General features: G+C 25.4%; 23 protein-coding genes. 14 read left to right on the forward strand and 9 right to left on the reverse strand.

Translation table 11 applies throughout. The features are described 5' to 3' along the window. Positions 1 to 138: 138 nt before the first annotated feature. The 4 genes from ABVS04_RS07215 to rlmF all read left to right on the forward strand — a co-directional run bounded on the left by ABVS04_RS07215 (position 139) and on the right by rlmF (position 3856). Positions 139 to 600 carry a hypothetical protein gene (locus ABVS04_RS07215; protein ID WP_368030004.1) on the forward strand — a complete coding sequence of 154 codons (462 nt, stop codon included), beginning with the start codon at positions 139 to 141 and terminating at the stop codon, positions 598 to 600. Continuing rightward, on the forward strand, positions 600 to 2507 hold the full coding sequence (locus ABVS04_RS07220) for an EAL domain-containing protein (protein WP_368030005.1): 1908 nt from the start codon (positions 600 to 602) through the stop codon (positions 2505 to 2507). Before ABVS04_RS07215 ends, ABVS04_RS07220 begins: the two co-directional genes overlap by 1 nt. 68 nt (positions 2508 to 2575) lie before the next feature. After that, positions 2576 to 2887, forward strand: coding sequence for a helix-turn-helix transcriptional regulator (locus ABVS04_RS07225; protein ID WP_368030006.1), 312 nt, complete (start codon positions 2576 to 2578; stop codon positions 2885 to 2887). A 12-nt stretch (positions 2888 to 2899) separates the two neighbouring features. Next, a complete protein-coding gene (gene rlmF / locus ABVS04_RS07230) occupies positions 2900 to 3856 on the forward strand; it encodes a 23S rRNA (adenine(1618)-N(6))-methyltransferase RlmF (RefSeq protein WP_368030007.1) in 957 nt (318 codons plus the stop codon). On the opposite strand, the gene aat is transcribed toward rlmF, so the two are convergent. Then, positions 3846 to 4517, reverse strand: a complete 672-nt coding sequence (aat, locus tag ABVS04_RS07235; protein WP_368030008.1) for a leucyl/phenylalanyl-tRNA--protein transferase — start codon at positions 4515 to 4517, stop codon at positions 3846 to 3848. The genes rlmF and aat overlap by 11 nt on opposite strands. Before the next feature lie 63 nt (positions 4518 to 4580). Here aat and ABVS04_RS07240 point away from each other — a divergent pair, with 63 nt between their 5' ends. Next, positions 4581 to 5276: a pseudouridine synthase gene (locus ABVS04_RS07240; RefSeq protein ID WP_368030009.1), complete on the forward strand. Its 696-nt coding sequence runs from the start codon at positions 4581 to 4583 to the stop codon at positions 5274 to 5276. A 4-nt stretch (positions 5277 to 5280) separates the two neighbouring features. Here ABVS04_RS07240 and ABVS04_RS07245 read toward each other — a convergent pair whose 3' ends face one another. Further along, positions 5281 to 5451 carry a hypothetical protein gene (locus ABVS04_RS07245; RefSeq protein WP_368030010.1) on the reverse strand — a complete coding sequence of 57 codons (171 nt, stop codon included), beginning with the start codon at positions 5449 to 5451 and terminating at the stop codon, positions 5281 to 5283. A gap of 22 nt (positions 5452 to 5473) precedes the next feature. Continuing rightward, entirely contained in the window at positions 5474 to 6097 is a 624-nt protein-coding gene (locus ABVS04_RS07250) for an HAD family hydrolase (RefSeq protein WP_368030011.1), read from the reverse strand. A 161-nt stretch (positions 6098 to 6258) separates the two neighbouring features. Between ABVS04_RS07250 and ABVS04_RS07255 the strand changes: the two genes are divergently transcribed. The 8 genes from ABVS04_RS07255 to ABVS04_RS07290 all read left to right on the forward strand — a co-directional run bounded on the left by ABVS04_RS07255 (position 6259) and on the right by ABVS04_RS07290 (position 12782). Then, a complete protein-coding gene (locus ABVS04_RS07255) occupies positions 6259 to 6753 on the forward strand; it encodes a redoxin domain-containing protein (RefSeq protein WP_368030012.1) in 495 nt (164 codons plus the stop codon). Between the two features lie 271 nt (positions 6754 to 7024). Further along, entirely contained in the window at positions 7025 to 7528 is a 504-nt protein-coding gene (locus ABVS04_RS07260) for a hypothetical protein (protein ID WP_368030013.1), read from the forward strand. After that, on the forward strand, positions 7528 to 8238 hold the full coding sequence (locus tag ABVS04_RS07265; RefSeq protein ID WP_368030014.1) for a sulfite exporter TauE/SafE family protein: 711 nt from the start codon (positions 7528 to 7530) through the stop codon (positions 8236 to 8238). The genes ABVS04_RS07260 and ABVS04_RS07265 overlap by 1 nt, the downstream gene beginning before the upstream one ends. Before the next feature lie 45 nt (positions 8239 to 8283). Continuing rightward, the gene (locus ABVS04_RS07270; RefSeq protein WP_368030015.1) at positions 8284 to 8469 is read left to right on the forward strand and encodes a hypothetical protein; all 186 of its coding nucleotides are present in this window, start codon (positions 8284 to 8286) and stop codon (positions 8467 to 8469) included. Between the two features lie 25 nt (positions 8470 to 8494). Next, positions 8495 to 10318 (forward strand): TonB-dependent receptor plug domain-containing protein, encoded by a 1824-nt coding sequence (locus ABVS04_RS07275; protein WP_368030016.1) that lies wholly within the window; start codon positions 8495 to 8497, stop codon positions 10316 to 10318. 1 nt (position 10319) lies between these two features. After that, positions 10320 to 11144: an ABC transporter substrate-binding protein gene (locus tag ABVS04_RS07280; protein WP_368030017.1), complete on the forward strand. Its 825-nt coding sequence runs from the start codon at positions 10320 to 10322 to the stop codon at positions 11142 to 11144. Then, entirely contained in the window at positions 11128 to 11826 is a 699-nt protein-coding gene (locus tag ABVS04_RS07285; RefSeq protein WP_368030018.1) for an ATP-binding cassette domain-containing protein, read from the forward strand. The genes ABVS04_RS07280 and ABVS04_RS07285 overlap by 17 nt, the downstream gene beginning before the upstream one ends. Continuing rightward, entirely contained in the window at positions 11823 to 12782 is a 960-nt protein-coding gene (locus ABVS04_RS07290; RefSeq protein ID WP_368030019.1) for a FecCD family ABC transporter permease, read from the forward strand. Before ABVS04_RS07285 ends, ABVS04_RS07290 begins: the two co-directional genes overlap by 4 nt. Before the next feature lie 25 nt (positions 12783 to 12807). Here the strand turns inward: ABVS04_RS07290 and ABVS04_RS07295 are convergent, their stop codons facing one another. The 6 genes from ABVS04_RS07295 to ABVS04_RS07320 all read right to left on the reverse strand — a co-directional run bounded on the left by ABVS04_RS07295 (position 12808) and on the right by ABVS04_RS07320 (position 17834). Next, entirely contained in the window at positions 12808 to 13422 is a 615-nt protein-coding gene (locus tag ABVS04_RS07295) for an ACP phosphodiesterase (protein WP_368030020.1), read from the reverse strand. A 3-nt stretch (positions 13423 to 13425) separates the two neighbouring features. After that, the gene (locus ABVS04_RS07300; RefSeq protein ID WP_368030021.1) at positions 13426 to 13656 is read right to left on the reverse strand and encodes a hypothetical protein; all 231 of its coding nucleotides are present in this window, start codon (positions 13654 to 13656) and stop codon (positions 13426 to 13428) included. Between the two features lie 372 nt (positions 13657 to 14028). Further along, complete coding sequence (locus ABVS04_RS07305) at positions 14029 to 15417, reverse strand: ATP-binding protein (protein ID WP_368030022.1); 1389 nt, start codon at positions 15415 to 15417, stop codon at positions 14029 to 14031. Further along, the gene (locus tag ABVS04_RS07310; RefSeq protein WP_368030023.1) at positions 15407 to 16084 is read right to left on the reverse strand and encodes a response regulator transcription factor; all 678 of its coding nucleotides are present in this window, start codon (positions 16082 to 16084) and stop codon (positions 15407 to 15409) included. The genes ABVS04_RS07305 and ABVS04_RS07310 overlap by 11 nt, the downstream gene beginning before the upstream one ends. An 8-nt stretch (positions 16085 to 16092) precedes the next feature. Further along, a complete protein-coding gene (gene nhaA, locus ABVS04_RS07315; protein WP_368030024.1) occupies positions 16093 to 17421 on the reverse strand; it encodes a Na+/H+ antiporter NhaA in 1329 nt (442 codons plus the stop codon). Positions 17422 to 17618: 197 nt separating this feature from the next. Then, positions 17619 to 17834, reverse strand: coding sequence for a malate dehydrogenase (locus ABVS04_RS07320; RefSeq protein ID WP_368030025.1), 216 nt, complete (start codon positions 17832 to 17834; stop codon positions 17619 to 17621). 56 nt (positions 17835 to 17890) lie between these two features. Between ABVS04_RS07320 and ABVS04_RS07325 the strand changes: the two genes are divergently transcribed. After that, positions 17891 to 18868: an SLAC1 anion channel family protein gene (locus tag ABVS04_RS07325; RefSeq protein WP_368030026.1), complete on the forward strand. Its 978-nt coding sequence runs from the start codon at positions 17891 to 17893 to the stop codon at positions 18866 to 18868. Positions 18869 to 18923 lie beyond the last annotated feature (55 nt).

Genomic DNA, 18923 nt, shown 5'->3' on the forward strand with positions numbered 1-18923 from the left:
ATGGAAGTATGAAAGGCTTTTTTAAAATTCAATTTAGCTTAAATTGTGGGTTGTTTTTGGTAATCTGCAAGTGGCTCAATTATTTAATAAATTCTTTATAAACAAAAATTTGATTAGATATTCAGATCAGGGGCTTTTATGGCGAAGTTTGCAATCTTTTTGTTAATATTTTTTTCTTATGTATATTCAAATCAACAAATATATTTAGTAGAAAAATATAACGAAAATATAGAATTAGAAGCAAAAATAATATCAAATATTGCAAAAGCTTCAATTCAAGACAAAATAAAACTATATATACCAAATATTTCAATAAAAGAAAAAGAAATATATTCTCTTTTTTTTACTTTAGCAGATAATTGTAATGATGCAAATTTTATTTTTACAAAAAATGAAATAAAAATAAATGATTTATGTAATAACAACATAAATAAACTTTTTATAACTAATGATTATAAAAAACTTTTAAAAGACGAAAAGTATGTAGGGGCCTTTTATTGGACTAAAAGTAGACCTAATATTACTTTTATTAAAAATAGACTTGAAAATCAAAATATACATTTAAGTGATGCTTATGAAAAATTTGTAGAAGAATTTTAATGAAAAAATTTTCATTATTAAGAAATCCTTCAGTGATTATTTCTTTATATATATTTTTATTTTTTACATTTATTATATTACTTTATGGAACAATTAAATTAGAAAAAAAAATATCTGATAGAATGATAGAAATAACAACTTCAGATGTCATTTCTATCGTAAATAACAATGCATTAGTTATTGAAACATTTCTTAATGAAAACTCTATTTCTGATATAAAATTAATAAAAAATGATTCTTATTTATATAAAAAGATTGAAGACAATTTAAATTTATTGTTAACCTCAAATATAAAGTATGCTTATATTTTATATAAAGATGAGCAAGATATATTTAGATTTTTTCTGGATGGTTCCTTGATAAAAGAAGAAAAAGTTTCTAGAAATCAAAAGTTTGATATAGATAATTCTCTTTGGCTTGATATTTATAAAACAAAAAAACCAATTACATTTCAAAATAATGATTCAAATGATTTATCCATTACTTACTTAACTCCAATTTTAAAAAATAATGAAGTAAAACTTGTTTTAGTTGTGGATTATTCTATTGAAAAAATAGAAAATATAAATGAAATTTTATATATTCTAAAGATACTTTTTATATTTATTCTTTTAGTAGTTTTTATATTTTTAATTATTCTTTTGGTTCAATCATCAAGATATGTAGCCATTAGAAAAACTGCTTATATCGATAAATTAACAGGAGTTTATAATAGAAATTATCTTCAGGAGTTTGGAAATTTTATTAATTTAAATGGCTATATATTAGCAACTTTAGATATTGATCATTTTAAAGCAGTAAATGATAGTTATGGACATCTTTTTGGAGATAAAGTGTTAAAAGAGATTTCATCTATAATATCTATATCAACTAGAAATAAAGAAGATATTGTCATTAGATATGGTGGTGAAGAATTTATTATTTTGACAAAAATAAAAAGAGAAGATTCCCTTAGTGCTTTAAACGTAATTGAAAGAATTTTAATAAATATTCGAGAACATAAATTTTATTATAATCATACAAATCATATAAATATTACAGCTTCTGTTGGAATAAATCTTTATCCACATAAATCAAATAATTTTTTAGAAGCATTTAAACTCGCTGATATATCTCTATACAATGCTAAAAATAAAGGTAGAAATAATATTCAAATATATGATGATTTAAAATCTCATAATAATCAAATAATAGTTTCTATAAATGATATAAATGATGCTTTAGAAGAAGATAGAATAATTTGTTATTATCAAGGAATAATAGATAATAATACCCATAAAATCGATTATTATGAAGCACTTTTACGAATAATTGATAAAGAAGGAAATATAATCACTCCAAATGAAATTTTACCAGTTATTGAAGGAACTTTTTTACTAAGAAATATCACAAAAAGTGTTTTAAATAATTGTTATAAAAAATTATTATTAAATCAAAATATTAAATTAACGATTAATTTAAGAGAAAAAGATTTATTGGATAAATCAATAATGAATATTTTAGAAGATTATGCAAAAAAACAAAATATTTCAAATAGACTAGCTATTGAAATAGTTGAAAATTATGGATTGATTTCGAATAAGCAAGTAAAAATTAATTTAATTTTGTTAAAATCTCTTGGATATAAGATTTTTATAGATGATTTTGGAACTGGATATACTGATTTTATATATTTAACAGAAATAAAAACAGATTATATTAAAATTGATGAAAAAATTATTAAAAGAATATTGATAGATAAAAATATACACACTTTTGTTAAAACTATAATATCTTTTGCAAAAGAAATTAATATAAAAGTTATTGCAGAACATGTGGATTCAAAAGAAATTTATGATGAAATTAAAAGTTTAGGAATTGAGTATTCACAAGGTTATTATTTTTCATCTCCCAAGGAAACAATATAGAACTAGAAAATATTATTAAACTAGAATATCATCATGAAGTAGATGGAAAAATACAAAAAAAAGAACTTTTGTTTTCAAAAGATTTGCTAAAACCACCTTATACAATAGCGTCACTTTTTGTGATACAAGTAGATGGAAAATCTATGGAGCCACATATAAATGATAGGGCTTTGGTTGTGGCTGACTTATCTTTTAAAGAGTTTAAAGAAGATGGTATCTTTTTAGTTTATAAAGATGATAAAATGTGGATAAAAAAAGCAAAAACCATAAATAATAAAGAATATTTTATCTCTATAAATCCAGATTTTGCACACTTAGTTTATGAAAAAAATGATACGAGAATTATTGCAAAAGCAATATTAACTTTTACAAATCTATAAAAAAGAAAAAATATGTCAAATACAAAGAAAACATTAGAAAAGAAAACCCTTCATCCAAGAAACTTTCATAACGATAGATATGACTTTGATGCTCTAATCAAAAGTGAAGTAACATTAAAAGAGTTTGTTAATCTAAATAAATATGGTGATTTATCAATAGATTTTGCAAATCCTGATGCTGTAATAGCTTTAAATAAAGCCTTACTTTCACACTTCTATGCTGTAAAAAATTGGAGTATTCCAAAAGGTTACTTATGTCCTCCAATTCCAGGTCGGGCTGATTATATTCATCATATTGCTGATTTATTAGCAAAAACTAATGGTAATAAGATTCCAAAAGGAAAAGAAATAAAAGGTTTAGATATTGGTGTTGGTGCAAATTGTATTTATCCAATTATTGGTGTTAGTGTTTATGCTTGGAGTTTTGTAGGTAGTGATATAGATAAAGTATCTATACAATCAGCTCAAAATATTATAGATTCAAATGAATCTTTAAAAGAAAATATAACTGTAAAACTACAAGAAAATTCAAAAAATATTTTTAAAGGTATTATAAATAAGGATGATAAATTTCATTTTACTTTATGTAATCCTCCTTTTCATAAATCTTTAGAAGATACGCTGGCAGGAAATAAAAGAAAAATTCAAAACCTAACAAAACAAGATAATGTAAAAAATGCTTTAAATTTCGGTGGTAAAAACAACGAACTTTGGTGTAAAGGTGGAGAAGTAGCTTTTATAAAACAAATGATAAAAGAGAGTTTTGAGTTTTCAAAAAACTGTTTATGGTTTACAACACTTGTATCAAAAAAAGAGAATCTAGATTTTATTTATGATGCATTAGAAGATATAGATGTTGTTCAATATAAAACAATAGATATGGCACATGGTCAAAAAATAAGTAGAGTTATAGCTTGGACTTTTTTGACAGCAGAAGAACAAAAAATTTGGAATAAATCTAAGATTTAATTCCAAGTATCTTAAAATACTCAACTCTGCTTATTTCAGCAGCTCCTAAACTTGCTAAATGGTCATTATAAACTTGACAATCGATAAGTTTTATTCCATTTTTTTCTGCTTGTTGGCAAAGATGATAAAAAGCTACTTTTGAGGCATCTGTAACCTTTGCAAACATACTTTCACCACAAAAAATATCACCTATTAAAAGCCCATAAAGTCCACCAACTAATTCATCATTTAAGTAACACTCTATTGAAAAAGCAATATCAAGTTCATGTAAGTTCGTGTAAGCTTGTATAAACTCTTCACTTATCCAAGTACTTGATTCATGTTTTCTTTTTACTTCTGAACATGCACGAATTACAGCTTCAAAGTTTTCATTTGATTTTATTACAAAACCTTTATTTGCAATTGATTTTTTAAGACTCTTTGATACTTTCATATCTTGTGGTTTTAAGACCATTCTTTTTTGTGGACTAAACCAATGTATATAATTATAATCATCAATATACCAAGGAAAGATACCCCTTTCATAGGCATTTAGAATCCTTTGAGGATGAAAATCTCCCCCAATAGCCACTAAATCATCTTTCATCATATCTAAACTTGGAAAATCAAAATTATCATCATCTAGTAAATATACAGCATATTTTTTATCAATTAATTTCATAGTTGTATTTTATTGAAAAAAATGTTAATATCCAAACCAATTTAAAAAGAAAGATAATAATATATGGCAAATAGTTACAAAAGAATCGATGCGCATCTATCTAATTTAGGATATTGCACAAGAAGTGAGGCTAAAAAATTTCTTAGGATTTATGAACTTTGTATAAAAGAAAAAAGAGTTTTTGACCCTTCAATAAAAGCATATCATGATGATATTACAATAAACAAAGAAGCAATAGATCCTGAAACTATTACAATATTATTAAATAAACCAGCAGGTTTTATCTGCTCACATAATGACGCAGGAAGTTTAATCTATGCATTGATACCAAACAGATGGAATAGAAGAAATCCAAAAATATCAACGATTGGAAGGCTTGATGTTGATACAACAGGTGCTATTATTTTAACAGATGATGGAGCTTTAAATCATAAATTATCAAGTCCAAAAAGTGATGTTTTAAAAATCTACGAAGCAACTCTTGCTGTACCTTTAAAAGGGGATGAAGCACAAATCTTTTCAAGTGGTGAACTTATGCTAAATGGTGAAACAAAATCATTATTACCAGCAAAACTTGAAGTATTAAGTTCAACACATGTAAGACTAGAAATTTGTGAGGGGAAATACCATCAAGTTAAAAGAATGTTTGCAGCTGTAGGGAATAGGGTACTTACACTTCACAGAGTGAAGTTTGATAGTTTTGATGTGGAAGATTTAGAAGAGGGTGCTTACAAGTTTATAAGTTATGAAAAAAAATAGGATTTTAACAATCCTCTTTTTTTGTAACACTCCATCCAGGATATTTTTCTGAGTTACTATTCATCTCATCTATTTGTTTTTGTGTTAAATCTAAATATTTCATAATCTTTCCATCCCAAATAATACAAGGGAATGTTTCATTCTTTTTAAATAAGTTTTTTATTTTTTCAAACATTTTATAACCTATATATTTTAATCTATTTAAATTTAGCTTTTATTCTTTTTTCAAGTTCAGCTACTGTTTCAATAGCATCTTTTTCATGATTTGAAAATCCCCAGTTAACTAAAACAGAATCAACACCTGCTTTTGTCGCAGCCATTATATCTTTGTGTGAATCACCTATTAATTGTGCATTTATGTTTGAAATTTGATGAATATTTAGTATTTTATGTACCATCTCAGGATTTGGTTTTGGTTTACTAACACTGTCATAACCTAAAATAGTCTTAAAATGTTGTCCAAGTCCCACATGATTTAACATTTTGTGTGCATATTGTGAGTTCGCATTTGTTGCAACTGCAAGTGTAAAATCACCTTTTAAATCATCTATTAACTTTGAGATTCCATCATAAACTACTAAATCACTTAAGCAATGTTGGTTATAGTACTCTTCAAAAAGTTTTGTTTGTTGTGGGGTGAAATCTTTAGTTCCATAAAAAAATTCAGCAGAATTAATATTTGGGTCATTTACTTTTTCTAAAATATAGTTTTTTTCTAGTTTTTCAAAGCCTAGATTTTCTCTAACATAATTTATTGTATTTGTAATAGCAAATCCACTATCTATGAGCGTTCCGTCCATATCAAACATTATTAAACGCATTTATATCCTTCAAAATTGTTACTTTTAAAGAAATAGATTACCATAAATGTACTTAATTGTTTTTTTCTTATTTGGCTTTTTTTAAGTACTTTACATTTACTAAATGATTTTTTGCAATAATACCGACTATACTATTATTGATAGTTATTATAAGGAAATAAATGAAAGAAAAAATAAAAAAATATGCAAAAGAAGGATTGATTTCAATCGTAATTTTAGCAATAGTAATGAACGCTTTAAGTTATTATCGTTCACTTGATTTAAACAAAGATAAATTAGATATAAATACTTTTACACTTCTTGATGGCAGCGTTTATAATATTCCAGAAGATAAACCTCTAGTAATACATTTCTGGGCAACATGGTGTCCTACTTGTAAATTTGAAGCTTCTAATATTGAAAAGATTTCAAAAGACTATGAAGTTGTTACAATAGCACTTCAATCAGGAACAAAAGTAGAAATAGATAAATATTTACAAGAGAATAATTTGTCATTTAGAGTTGTAAACGATGAAGATGGCGTTTTTTCAAGTAAATTTAATATCAAAGCTTTTCCAACAACTCTTATTTATGATAAAGATAAAAATATAAAATTTACAGAAGTTGGATACACTACAACAGCTGGATTATATTCAAGAATGGCCCTAGTTAAATAAAAAAGTTTAGAAAAGTAACAAATAAGATAAAAATTGTCTTGATTTAACAATTATTTAACAAACTTATTGCTATGATTCTTTTATAGGATATTTATATTAAATCCTCCTACCTACTAAATACATTTATTGGGTATCCTATATTTATGAATTATATTTGAACATAGGCTTTACAGTTCTCCCTCTGTAAAGCCTTTTTTTATTGGCTTATTTTATAGATAAACTAAAATTTATATATAAGTGAATATAATACTTATTCTATTTTGGAGTTCAAATGAAAAAAATCTTACCAATATTAACACTAGTAACAATAATTGCAATAATAATTATAATTTTTTTATCAATGTCAAATAAAAAGCAAATGACAGTTATTCATACGGGAAATCATACTCACCAAGCAGTTGAAATAATTCCAAATCATTTTCAAGATACTCAATGTGGTATGACTATTACAACGACAAAACACTCAGCACAAGCTGTTTCTCCTGATGGAAGAACATGGTTTTTTGATGATGTTGGATGTTTAGTTTTGTGGTATAACAATATAAAATTTCAAAAAGAAGCTATTTTATGGGTTTATACAAACGATACAAATGAATATATAGATGCAAGAACTGCATGGTTTAGTAGAATTGATACAACTCCAATGGGACATGGATTTGGTTCATATAAAAATAAACAAGATAATTTTATAACTTTTGATGAAGTTGTTTTAAAAGTTTTAAGAAATGAAGATCTTAGAAATCCATATATAAGAAAAGAACTTCTAGGTAAATAATGGAAACTATAAGTATCATATCTATTATTACTATTGCTTTTTTAGGCTCTTTTGGTCACTGTGTAGGAATGTGTGGTGGAATTGTAATCGCATATTCAAGTACAAAGATCAAAAATGAATGGACAAAACAAATCCAAGCACTTGCGCATTTATTATACTCTTTTGGAAGAATTACAACCTATATGATTTTAGGAGCTTTATTTGGTCTTGTAGGTGGAGTTGTAAGCTTTGATAATACAACAAGTGGAATTTTTTTACTTATAACTGGCGCTATGATGGTTTTAGTAGGACTTTCACTTATGGGGAAAATCAAATTTTTAACAGTAGTTGAGCACTCATGTTCAAAATCTCCACTTTATCAAAGTACTTTTAAATCACTCTTAGGCTCAGATTCACTCTTTAGTTTTTATTTATTAGGAATGCTAAATGGTTTGCTTCCTTGTGGTTTTGTGTATGTATTTGCAATAACGGCTGCAAGTACTGGGAGTGCATTTTGGGGAGCTTTTGTAATGCTTATTTTTGGACTAAGTACTCTTCCAACGCTTTTTTCACTTGGATTTTTTGTAGGTTTATTTAAACAATCAAATCTTAGAAATCTATTTATAAAATTAGCTTCTATATTAGTAATAGCTTTTGGATTTTATATAGCATATTTAGGTTATGAGTATTTAACAGATCCAACAAAATCTATACTAAGCTGCCATATTTAGAAATAAAAAACAAATAAAATAAATTTTATAAAGGAGGAAACAATAATGATTCATAAACCAAGAAAATACTTTAGTCTTTTTGGAATTCTAATAGCAACTGTTAATAGAAAACTGCAATCTATAAACTGTATGATACATACTATTTTATTAGAAGAAATCCCAAAAATCACAAAACTATTGCAACAAAAGCAAATAAAATCAATCAAGCGATACACAACACATAACATATAAACATAAAAATACAGGAAAATAAAAAATGCAAAAAAAATTATCTATAAGCTTAGTTGCAAGCATCTTACTAGCAACAACAAACCTTTTTTCAGCTCAGGATTTAGAAACAATTACAGTTACTAGTGCTACAAAATCAACTCAATCAATCAAAGATGTTACTTCTAATGTTGAAGTTATTACTAAAGAAGAGATCCAAGAGAAACATTTTACAACAGTTAGTGAAGCTCTAAATACACTATCTGGTGTAAATGTTACAAGTTCTGGTGGTGTTGGTCAATTAGATTCTTTATATATAAGAGGTGTTGATTCAAAAAGAATCTTAATCTTAGTAGATGGGATAAGATACAATGAACCAGCAGGTTTAAGTGGTGCTCCATTAGCTCAATTATTAATTGATGATATTGAACAAATTGAAGTAGTAAAAGGTGCACAATCTGGTATTTGGGGTGCAGATGCAAGTGGTGGAGTTGTAAATATTATTACAAGTTCAGCTAAAAAAGGGTTTCATGGTAATGCTGCAGTTGAAATGGGAAGTTTTAATACTAAAAAATATTCAACTACGGTTTCAAACAAAACTGACTTAGGTTATTTAAAATTGAATGCAAATAGGACTGAAATTGGTGGTTTTAGTTCATATGAACCTAAAAAATCTGATGCTAATTATGGAACTAGAGGTGATTCTTTAGATTTAGAAAAAGATGGTATGACTAATAACACATACAGTTTACAAGGTGGATTAAATCTTTCTGATAAGGATAATGTTGATTTATTGTATAAAAAAATTGATGTAGAATATGATTATGATTACGGTTATGATTCAAATTTTAATTTGATTCCTGATGCTACTAATCTAAAATCAAAAATCGAGCATTCTTTTAAATCCGGGAATTATATTCATACTGAAGAAAAATTTAATATAAAATTTAATATTCAACAATCAAAATTCGATAGAACGCAAGATACCTTTACTGCCCAAAGTTTAGTAAATGAATTTGGAATACAATCAACAATTAATTATATAGAAAATGCGAATCTAATTTTAGGTGTAAATAAACAAAACTTTGAGTATGTAACAGATGAATTAAAATATCAAACTGAAGGACTTTTTGTATCAAATACGAATACTTTTGATAAATTGGTTTTATCTCAAGCTTTAAGATATGATAATAATACTAAGTTTGAGGAAAAAGTAACTGGAAAAATTGGAGCAAAATATAATTTTTCAGAAGATTTAAGTACATCTGTAAATTATGGTACAGCTTATAATGCACCAACATTAAGTAATCTAAGTTATACATCTACTTTAAGTCCAGAAACTGCAAAATCTTTTGATATTAATGCCGAATACATGAATTTTAAAGTTACATACTTTGAAAATAAAATTACAGATATGATTTCATATGTTTCTAACTCATTTCCAATTCAATATGAAAATTTAGAGGGAGAAACAACTTTAAAAGGTTATGAATTAGCTTATAAAAAAGATATTATTGAAGATACTATTTTAAATTTAAATTATACTCATTTAAGTGCAAAAGATTCCGATGGCGAAGATTTAGCTAGACGTGCAAAAAATCAAATAGGTTATGGTGTTGATTACTATGGTATTAATAAATTTCATTTTAATGTAAATGGTCAATATATTGGTGACAGATATAATGGTGCAAATAAAACAGGTGCCCAAACTGGAAACTACACAGTTTGGAATTCAGTTGTAAACTATGAAATAAACAAAACATTTTCTACATATTTAAAAGTTGATAATATATTTAATAAATATTATCAAACAGTTGATGGTTATGCAACAGCTGAGAGAAGTGCTTATGTTGGATTAAAGGCTAGTTTCTAATATGAAAAAACTATTATTTATACTACTTTTTTGTATAAATTTATTCGGGGAGCAAAGAGTGGTTACTCTTTCTCCTTCAATAAATGAAATAGTTTATGCGCTTGATAAAGGTCATTTAGTTGTTGCAAATACAAACTTTTGTGATTTCCCAGAATCATCAAAAGAAGTAAAAAAAATTGGAGGATATTCTTCAATCTCTATTGAAAAAATTTTGGAAGTAAATCCAAGCGTTGTAATAGGGCAAAATTATGATGAGAAACTTATTTCAAATCTAAAAGCTCTAAATATAACAGTAATGGATTTCAAAACAAACACCCTTGATAATATAAAAAATACAATTCAAGAGTTAGGAACTTTTTTTAATGCAGATATAAAAGCAAAAGAGCTTATTTCAAATATTGATAAATCACTAGCTTCTTTAGATAATATCACAAAAGATAAAAAAATACTATTTGTAATAAGCCCAAATAAAAGCTTAGCAAATCAGATTTATGTAACGGGAAATTTCTTATATTTTGAAGATATTATAAAAGCAAGTGGTAACCAAAACGCTTATAATTCAACAAATAAAAGCCAACCTGTTGTAAATGCAGAAAAAATAATAGCTATGAACCCTGATATAATAATACTTCTTGGTGCTTTTTTTGAAGGAAAAGAAAAAGAGCTAGAGGAAGTAAAAAATGCTTGGAGATTACTTCCTATAAATGCAGCTAAAAATGATAATGTTTATGCAATAGACAAAGAATATTCAGGGATTCCAAGCCATAGAGTTCAATACTTTATAGATGACTTTAAAAAGATATTAGAAAATGTTAGAAATAAATAATTACAATAGTTCAATCTTACATGAAATTTCATTTTCATTAACTGAACATGAAAATTTGATTATATTAGGTGAAAATGGTGCTGGGAAATCAACTCTTGCAAAAGTTTTATCGAACTTAATAGAAAATGACAAAGTAAAAATTTTTGGTGAAAATATTAATAAAATGGATGATTTAAAAAGAGCTTTTTTAATAAACTACATACCTCCAAAACTTTCTATTTTTGATGAATATATCACTTTACGAGAGTTTTTAGAACTATCTTTTGTTTCAAGTGTTGATAATGAAAAGATAAATAGGGTAATTAAACTTTTGAATCTAAAAAAATTAGAAGATAAATATTGTAAATCATTTAGTTCAGGAGAAAAGCAACTTTTACTTTTGGCTTCAAGTATTATGCATGATGCTCAAATCACTATTTTTGATGAACTAACAGCAAATCTTGATATTAGTAGATTGAAAGAAGTTTTTGATATTTTTAATGGTGATTTATTAAACCAAAAAATAGTTATAACTCATAATCTTGATTTAGCTTACGCTTTAAAATATAAAGTTTTATTTTTAAAAGATGGAATAATAGAGTTTTTTGGTTCATACGATGAATTTTTTGATAATAAAAATTTAAAAAAATTTTATAAAAATACTATTAAAAAATTAGATGATCACTTGGTGGTAAATTTATGAAGTTTTTTTTATACCTAATTAGTTTTATTATTCTTTTACTCTCTCCTTTTTTAGGAGAAATTACTTTATCTATAAAAGATATTTTTGATAATACAAGTACAACATACACTATTTTTTGGGATTTAAGAGTTCCTAGAATTTTATTAGCTTTTTTTGTTGGAGGTATTTTAGCATTGGGTGGTTTGATATTTCAAATTATTTTTAAAAATGAGTTAATCACTCCTTATACTTTAGGAATTGCAAGTGGAACTACACTTTTTACAGCTATTTCAATAGTGTTCTTTCCTGCAGTTTATATTTCAATTTCTTCTGTTTTTGGTTCAATTATTACTATATTGATTTTATATTTTATCTCTAAACAAATAAATAAGAATTCAATTGCAGTTTCAACAAATTCAATACTTTTAATAGGTATTGCTTTATCTTATTTTTATGGTTCGGCATTGATGTTAGTTTTTTATATGAGTAATTTGCAAGAAAATTATTCAATAGTTCGATTTACCCTTGGAAGTTTGGATACTGTTGGTTTTAACAGTGCTTTTATTATTATGATTGTTAGTATTATATTTTATACAATTATTAATCTAAATAAAGAAAAAATAAAACTTTTATTACTTTCTAATGATATGGCATTTTTAAAAGGATTAAATGTAAATAAAATTAATATTTTACTTTTAGTTGTTGTATCTTTAAGTGTTGGAGTATCTATTAGTTTTGTTGGTCCAATTGGATTTATAGGGCTTGTTATTCCTCATATTATTAAACTAATTTATAAACAAAGTGCTGATAAATTGTTTTTCCCTGTGTTTTTCTTTGGGGGGATATTTTTAGTATTCTCTGATTTAATATCTAGAAATTTAAATACAGACTCTTCGCTTCCTATTGGAGTTGTAACAGCATTTATTGGAGCACCATTTTTTGTTTATTTATTGATAAGAAGAAATAAGACACAATAAATATAAAAGAATTTTATATATTTTATTATAATTTCCAATGTCTCACATTGTCTTGATTTACATTGTCTTTTACTTTAGTACATAATTGAGGAAAAAAATTTAAAAAATCATCTTCTAAAGCATCTATATTATCTACCACACTATCAAAATAACTAATTGCAGTTTCTCTTTGTTTAAGTCTTGGAGATAATCTTTTATCCATTCTTTCAAAAGATGCTTTTAATTGATTTAAGTTGTGATATTTATTTAATAAATCTCTATCTATCATATTATAAATTGGAATATTTGCATGATTTGGGAAATAGGGTGTTCTTTTATTTGCTTGATGATAAAAAACTTTTGAAAATTCATTTATAGAAGTTTTACAATATTCATCCCAGTTTTTTGTTAAAAAATAATCATAGGTCAAATCGATGATTACAGGTTTTAATAAACCTTTTTCTCTTAATCTTCTTTTACTACAACTTACTATTTCATGAGAGTCTGTGTATGAATCTATTATTTTGTGAGTGGTCATACCATTTTTCATATCTACACTTGCATCTTCCCAAAATTTACCTTTTAGAGGATCTGCTAAAAAATTCCCAATTTGGAAATCTATTTTTTGTTCAGATAAAAAAACATGTGCTAACCAATTCAATTATTATTTCTTTTTATTTTTTTTCTTAGCAGCTTTAGCAAGTTTTGCATTTTTTTTTCTTTTTTCTTTTTTAGCTTCAACATTAGCAGCTTTTCTAGCATTTATTACTTGTTCTCTTTTTGCTGCTTCCTCAGGAGTAAAAGATGCTTTTACTGTATTTGTTTGTTGAGTCATTCTTTTTGCTAGTTTTTCACCTTTTGTTGTATCTACACTTGAAGTATTTGCTCTTCCCATTTTCTACCTTATATCTTTTTTAATTTTTGTATTATATTAGATTTTCAATAAAGAAGGTATTACACGTAAAATATGCAGCTTACTTATGTTGAATATAAGCTAACACCTCAATATATTAAAGCTATATGCATTAGTGATATATTGTATTAAATCAGGTAAAACTATTCTACTCACTATTTTTTATAGTGAGAAAGAAAAAGTTTGGAATTAAAAGCTTGTGCTTATAAAACCAATAACTGTAAAAGAAACTCCTACTAAAATTACTAAATTTCTAACCATTTCCATTATAATTCCTTTTAATTGATATAAGTTATTATATAGAGTTAGTGTCAATTTTAAAATGTACAAATTATTTACATTTTCTTGACATTTTTAGTTGTTCTTGAAAATTATTGAAAAGATATTATGAGAGTCTTTATAATAATATTCTAGTTTAAAATTATGCTTTTGGATAATTTTATTAACAATATTCAAACCTAATCCATGACCTGATTGTTGGTTTGGTTCTCTAGTGAATGGTCTTATATAATAAATAAGGTCATTTGATAACTTTTGAGCAATATTTTTTACATTTAATCTATTGTTTTTTGCTTCAATTTCAATAGGATAATCTTGGGCATATTTCAATGCATTATCAATTAAATTTTTTAATGCAAGTGTTAAATAATATTTATCTGCAAGAATATAAAAATCATTTTTTATTTCTAATTTTATTTTTGATTCATCATCAATAGCTAGTTTTGATAAAGCTTCTAAAATCAAGCTACTTACTTTAAATTCAGAAGATTTAAGTGTGGCAAAATTTAGTTTTTCTCTTTCCAATAATTTACTTGTTAATTCTTCAATATCTAAAAATACTCGATTTATATTTGAAATTTCACTACTTTCATTTTTATTTTTTAGATTTTCAAGTAAAAATTTACCCTTTGTAATTGGTGTTTTTAGTTCATGGCTAATATTTCGTAAAAGCTCTTCCCTTGAATGAATAATCTCATGTTGTTTTTCAAGATATGAGTTTAAATTGTTTGTTATTTCACTTAGCTCATTATTTTCTCCGATATCCACTTTGATACTATTCTCATCATCTTTAAAGAGTTGAAGAACCCCTTCATTTAGCTTATATAGTTTGTCTTTAATCTCTTTAATGATTTTTCCTGAAATTATAAATGAAAGGATGATTGCCACAAGAAGTAAGATTACTAATTCAAGTTTTATAGTTTCGATGAAATTTTCGGTATTTTTTTCTGTTTTATTTAACTCGTCTTGTAAATAAGCTATCTCTTCAATCAAAAGTTTTTGAATAAGAGTATTTATTTGATCATACTTTTCATTAAACAAATTGAAGTTTTTTTCTTCTTTTTTTAAGACAAGTTCATAAAGTTCTTGCTTGATCAGTTTTTTTGTATTTTCAAATTCTAAAAATATTAACTCTAAATTTTCTTTTTCTTTCATTGATTCGGAATTATTTATAGTATCTTTTTTCTGTAACAATAGATTTTCAAAAAGTTCGTCAGCCTTTTGTAATCTTTTGTTTACGATATTCATTTTTTCAAAATCTGTGATAATATCAAGAACAATCCAAGAAAAAGAGTTGTTATACTCTTTTAATTTTTCAACTCTTCTTATTTGGTCATATCTGTGTTTTTGAGAATTATGAACTTCATTTAAATTAAAGATTGTATAAAAAAATACGCCTATAATAAACATCAATATAAATAGAATTAAAGAAAAAGAGATATAAAGTCTTTGTTTAATTGTCATTTGTAAATTTATATCCTATTCCCCAAACAGATTTTATATATTTAGTCTCTTTAAAATCATCATTTATTTTAAATCGAATATTACTTACATGCATATCAATAGTTCTGTTTTTTGTATCTTTTTTTAGGGAAGTTTGATTAACTATATCTTCTCTAGATACTACTTTATTCATATTTTCTATAAACATAAAAAAGATTTCTGATTCTATTTTTGTAAATTCAACTTCTTGGTTTTCCAAAAAAACTCTTTTTTTATCTAAATCAATAGTTAAATCATTTATTTTTATTTTGTCATCATCTATATATCTTTTTAGTGTAGCATCAATTCTTAAAACCAATTCCCTTGGTTCATAGGGTTTTGAGAGATAATCATCAGCACCTAATTCAAAACCATGAATTTTATTTCCAATATCATCCCTTGCTGTTGAGATGATAATTGGTATATTTTTTATGTTTTTTAATTTTTTAAATAAATCAAAACCATCCATTCCAGGAAGGCCTAAATCTAAAATTACAATAGAGTATATATTATGATTTTCTTCAAAATCTTCAAGTGCTTCCAAAGGTTTAGAAAAAACAACACAATCATAATCATAAGATTTTAAAAAACTACTAATTAAATTTTGTAACTCAAAATTATCTTCAATCAAAAGAACATTTTTACTCATTTTATACCTTACTTATTACTAATTGTTCTTAGCCAAAGATACCCAAATAAAGCTGAAAATAAAGAAGCACTTAGGATTCCAATTTTTGCTTGTAAAATTAATTCAGGAGTGTTTATAAATGCAAGATCAGCTACAAATATAGACATAGTAAATCCAATACCACCTAAAAATGCTACTCCAAATACTTGACTTAAATTACTATCTTTTGGTAACTGAGCAATTTTTAATTTCACAGCTACATAAGAAACCCCAAAAATACCAATTACTTTTCCAAAAATTAAACCTAATATAATTCCTAACGATACAGGTTCTACAATTGTTGTACTAATAGAGCTAAAATCTATTTTTATACCTGCATTTGCCAATGCAAAAATTGGGATGATAATAAGCGCAACAGGTAGATGTAAATTATGTTCTAATCTTGCTGCTGGAGTTTCTACTTCGTTTATTTTGTTTCTAATATCAGTTAATATTCTTTTTTGTTCTTCATTTATTTGATAATCCTCTCCAACTGGATATTTTTCATACTCTTCTAATAAGACTTTTGCTTCTTTTGTTAAAGTAGATGGAACTCTTTTCGGTCTTGACGGAATTGCAAGTGCTGCTAAAACTCCAGCAATTGTAGCATGAACACCTGATTCAAGCATAAAAAACCACATAAATAATCCAACAATAAAATAAGGTAAAATCATATGAATACCAAATCTGTTAAATGCAAGCATAAGCGCAAACATTAATCCAGCTAAACCTAAGGCCATCATATTAATAGTATCTGTATAAAATAATGCAATTACAATCACTGCACCTAAATCATCTACAATAGCAAGGGCAACTAAAAAAGTAACTAAAGCTGTTGGTACTCTTTTCCCTAATAACACTAAAGCACTAATTGCAAAGGCAATATCTGTTGCCATTGGAATTCCCCAACCAGCGCTTCCAACTGTTCCATAATTTAAACTTGTGTAAATAAGTGCTGGAAATACCATTCCTCCAATTGCTGCTAAAATAGGTAATATCGCAACTTTTAAATTAGAAAGCTCACCTGCTGTTATCTCTCTTTTTATTTCAAGACCAATTAGAAAGAAAAATATTGCCATAAGACCATCATTTATCCAATGATGTAGTGAATGTGAAAGGGCCCATGAACCAACATTAAAATCAATATTCATATGAAAAAAGTGTGAATATGTTTCATACAAAGAGGTATTTGCTAATACTAATGCAATAATAGTCATTACAATTAATATCAAACCTGTTGTAGTTTGTGCATGTAAAAACTCTTCAAATGGAGTTGATACTTTTTTGAAAGCTTTTTCCCAAGGAGCATATAGTTTCATTTTAATTCCTGTAAATTGAAGTTTATAAATTTTTTATTATATAAATGTCAATTATACTTTTTAAGTGCAAATTTTTTTACAAGTATTTTATTTACAATTTCTTGACATTTTTTAAATATTATAATTTTTTCTTATTAATATATAAACAAGGTTTAATTTTTATAAGTTATAATTATGAAAATATTTAGAAAAAATTTTTATTTGCTAGTTGGATTTAGCTTAGCTTTTAACTTTTTTGGTAAATGTGCAAAGACCATAGTGCTATTTTTGATAAATTTATCTTTTTCATAAATTGCAATATCAAGACACATAGTTTGGGTTCTAAAAGTTAGTAGTTTGATGGTTTGATTTCTTTCTTCAAAACTTAGATTCTCTTTACTTAAATCAATTATTGAGTTTTTATCTTTTGCCAAAGTTTGCCTTTTAATTTTTTCTAATTATAATAAATTATTCTTAATAGGATTTAATAATGCAACAAGAAGAGATGATAAAATCAATCCCCTCAGATAGATTACAATTTTTCCCAATAATGATGTTTGCTATTGTTATGGGATTGGCAGGTTTAACTTTAGTATATAAAAAAGTAAGCGAAGCTTTATATCTTCCTTCAATTATTTATATGCTTATGATGTTTTGTACAACAATTATATTTTTTATAATTTTGTATTTTTATTTATCAAAAATTATGAAGCATAAAAATGAAGTGAAAAAAGAATTTTCGCACCCAATTAGAATCAATTTTTTTGCAGCTTCTTCTATTTCAATACTTATTTTATCAATGATTTATAGAAATACTTTTGATTCTTTAGCTCAAATATTTTTTATTGTTGGGGCTATTTTACATATATTTTTTACTTTTTATACTATTAAGTTTTGGATAAATAACAACCTTGAAATGCAACACTCAAATCCTGCTTGGTTTATTCCTATTGTTGGAAATTTAATTGTTCCAATTGCTGGAAAAGGATTTGTTGATGATACGGTTTTATATTTTTATTTTTCAATAGGAATATTTTTTTGGATTATATTATTTTCTATTATTTTAAATAGAATTATTTTTCATAATCAATTTGCACCTAAATTTATGCCAACGCTTTTTATTCTTATTGCACCTCCTGCTATTGGGTTTATTTCTTATGTAAAATTAACTGGAAGTTTAGATTTTTTTGCTCAAATTTTATTTAATTTGGGACTATTTTTTACAATTTTAGTATTTGTTATGTATAAAAATTTTATAAATATTAAATTTTTTATATCATGGTGGGCATTTACTTTCCCAATGGCTGCTATAACACTAGCAACAATTTTGATGTATGATTTAACTCATAAGTTTTTTTATGGACTTTTAGCTTATATTTTAATGTTAGTAACAACTATAATTATAATCTTAGTTGCTAGACAAACAATTATTCATATGACTAAAAAAGAAATTTGTATAATGGAGTAAAATTTAATCCATCTGTTTTTTTAAAATCGTTATAATATTTTTTATTAAAAATTTG

Origin of the sequence: Arcobacter sp. s6, assembly GCF_040884245.1 — a bacterium.
GTDB lineage: Bacteria > Campylobacterota > Campylobacteria > Campylobacterales > Arcobacteraceae > Aliarcobacter.

Coding starts and splice junctions, on each gene's coding strand:
- ABVS04_RS07215 (WP_368030004.1), top strand. CDS start 139: ATGGCGAAGTTTGCAATCTTTTTGTTAATATTTTTTTCTTATGTATAT.
- ABVS04_RS07220 (WP_368030005.1), top strand. CDS start 600: ATGAAAAAATTTTCATTATTAAGAAATCCTTCAGTGATTATTTCTTTA.
- rlmF (WP_368030007.1), top strand. CDS start 2,900: ATGTCAAATACAAAGAAAACATTAGAAAAGAAAACCCTTCATCCAAGA.
- aat (WP_368030008.1), bottom strand. CDS start 4,517: ATGAAATTAATTGATAAAAAATATGCTGTATATTTACTAGATGATGAT.
- ABVS04_RS07240 (WP_368030009.1), top strand. CDS start 4,581: ATGGCAAATAGTTACAAAAGAATCGATGCGCATCTATCTAATTTAGGA.
- ABVS04_RS07245 (WP_368030010.1), bottom strand. CDS start 5,451: ATGTTTGAAAAAATAAAAAACTTATTTAAAAAGAATGAAACATTCCCT.
- ABVS04_RS07250 (WP_368030011.1), bottom strand. CDS start 6,097: ATGCGTTTAATAATGTTTGATATGGACGGAACGCTCATAGATAGTGGA.
- ABVS04_RS07255 (WP_368030012.1), top strand. CDS start 6,259: ATGAAAGAAAAAATAAAAAAATATGCAAAAGAAGGATTGATTTCAATC.
- ABVS04_RS07260 (WP_368030013.1), top strand. CDS start 7,025: ATGAAAAAAATCTTACCAATATTAACACTAGTAACAATAATTGCAATA.
- ABVS04_RS07265 (WP_368030014.1), top strand. CDS start 7,528: ATGGAAACTATAAGTATCATATCTATTATTACTATTGCTTTTTTAGGC.
- ABVS04_RS07270 (WP_368030015.1), top strand. CDS start 8,284: ATGATTCATAAACCAAGAAAATACTTTAGTCTTTTTGGAATTCTAATA.
- ABVS04_RS07275 (WP_368030016.1), top strand. CDS start 8,495: ATGCAAAAAAAATTATCTATAAGCTTAGTTGCAAGCATCTTACTAGCA.
- ABVS04_RS07280 (WP_368030017.1), top strand. CDS start 10,320: ATGAAAAAACTATTATTTATACTACTTTTTTGTATAAATTTATTCGGG.
- ABVS04_RS07285 (WP_368030018.1), top strand. CDS start 11,128: ATGTTAGAAATAAATAATTACAATAGTTCAATCTTACATGAAATTTCA.
- ABVS04_RS07290 (WP_368030019.1), top strand. CDS start 11,823: ATGAAGTTTTTTTTATACCTAATTAGTTTTATTATTCTTTTACTCTCT.
- ABVS04_RS07300 (WP_368030021.1), bottom strand. CDS start 13,656: ATGGGAAGAGCAAATACTTCAAGTGTAGATACAACAAAAGGTGAAAAA.
- ABVS04_RS07305 (WP_368030022.1), bottom strand. CDS start 15,417: ATGACAATTAAACAAAGACTTTATATCTCTTTTTCTTTAATTCTATTT.
- ABVS04_RS07310 (WP_368030023.1), bottom strand. CDS start 16,084: ATGAGTAAAAATGTTCTTTTGATTGAAGATAATTTTGAGTTACAAAAT.
- nhaA (WP_368030024.1), bottom strand. CDS start 17,421: ATGAAACTATATGCTCCTTGGGAAAAAGCTTTCAAAAAAGTATCAACT.
- ABVS04_RS07325 (WP_368030026.1), top strand. CDS start 17,891: ATGCAACAAGAAGAGATGATAAAATCAATCCCCTCAGATAGATTACAA.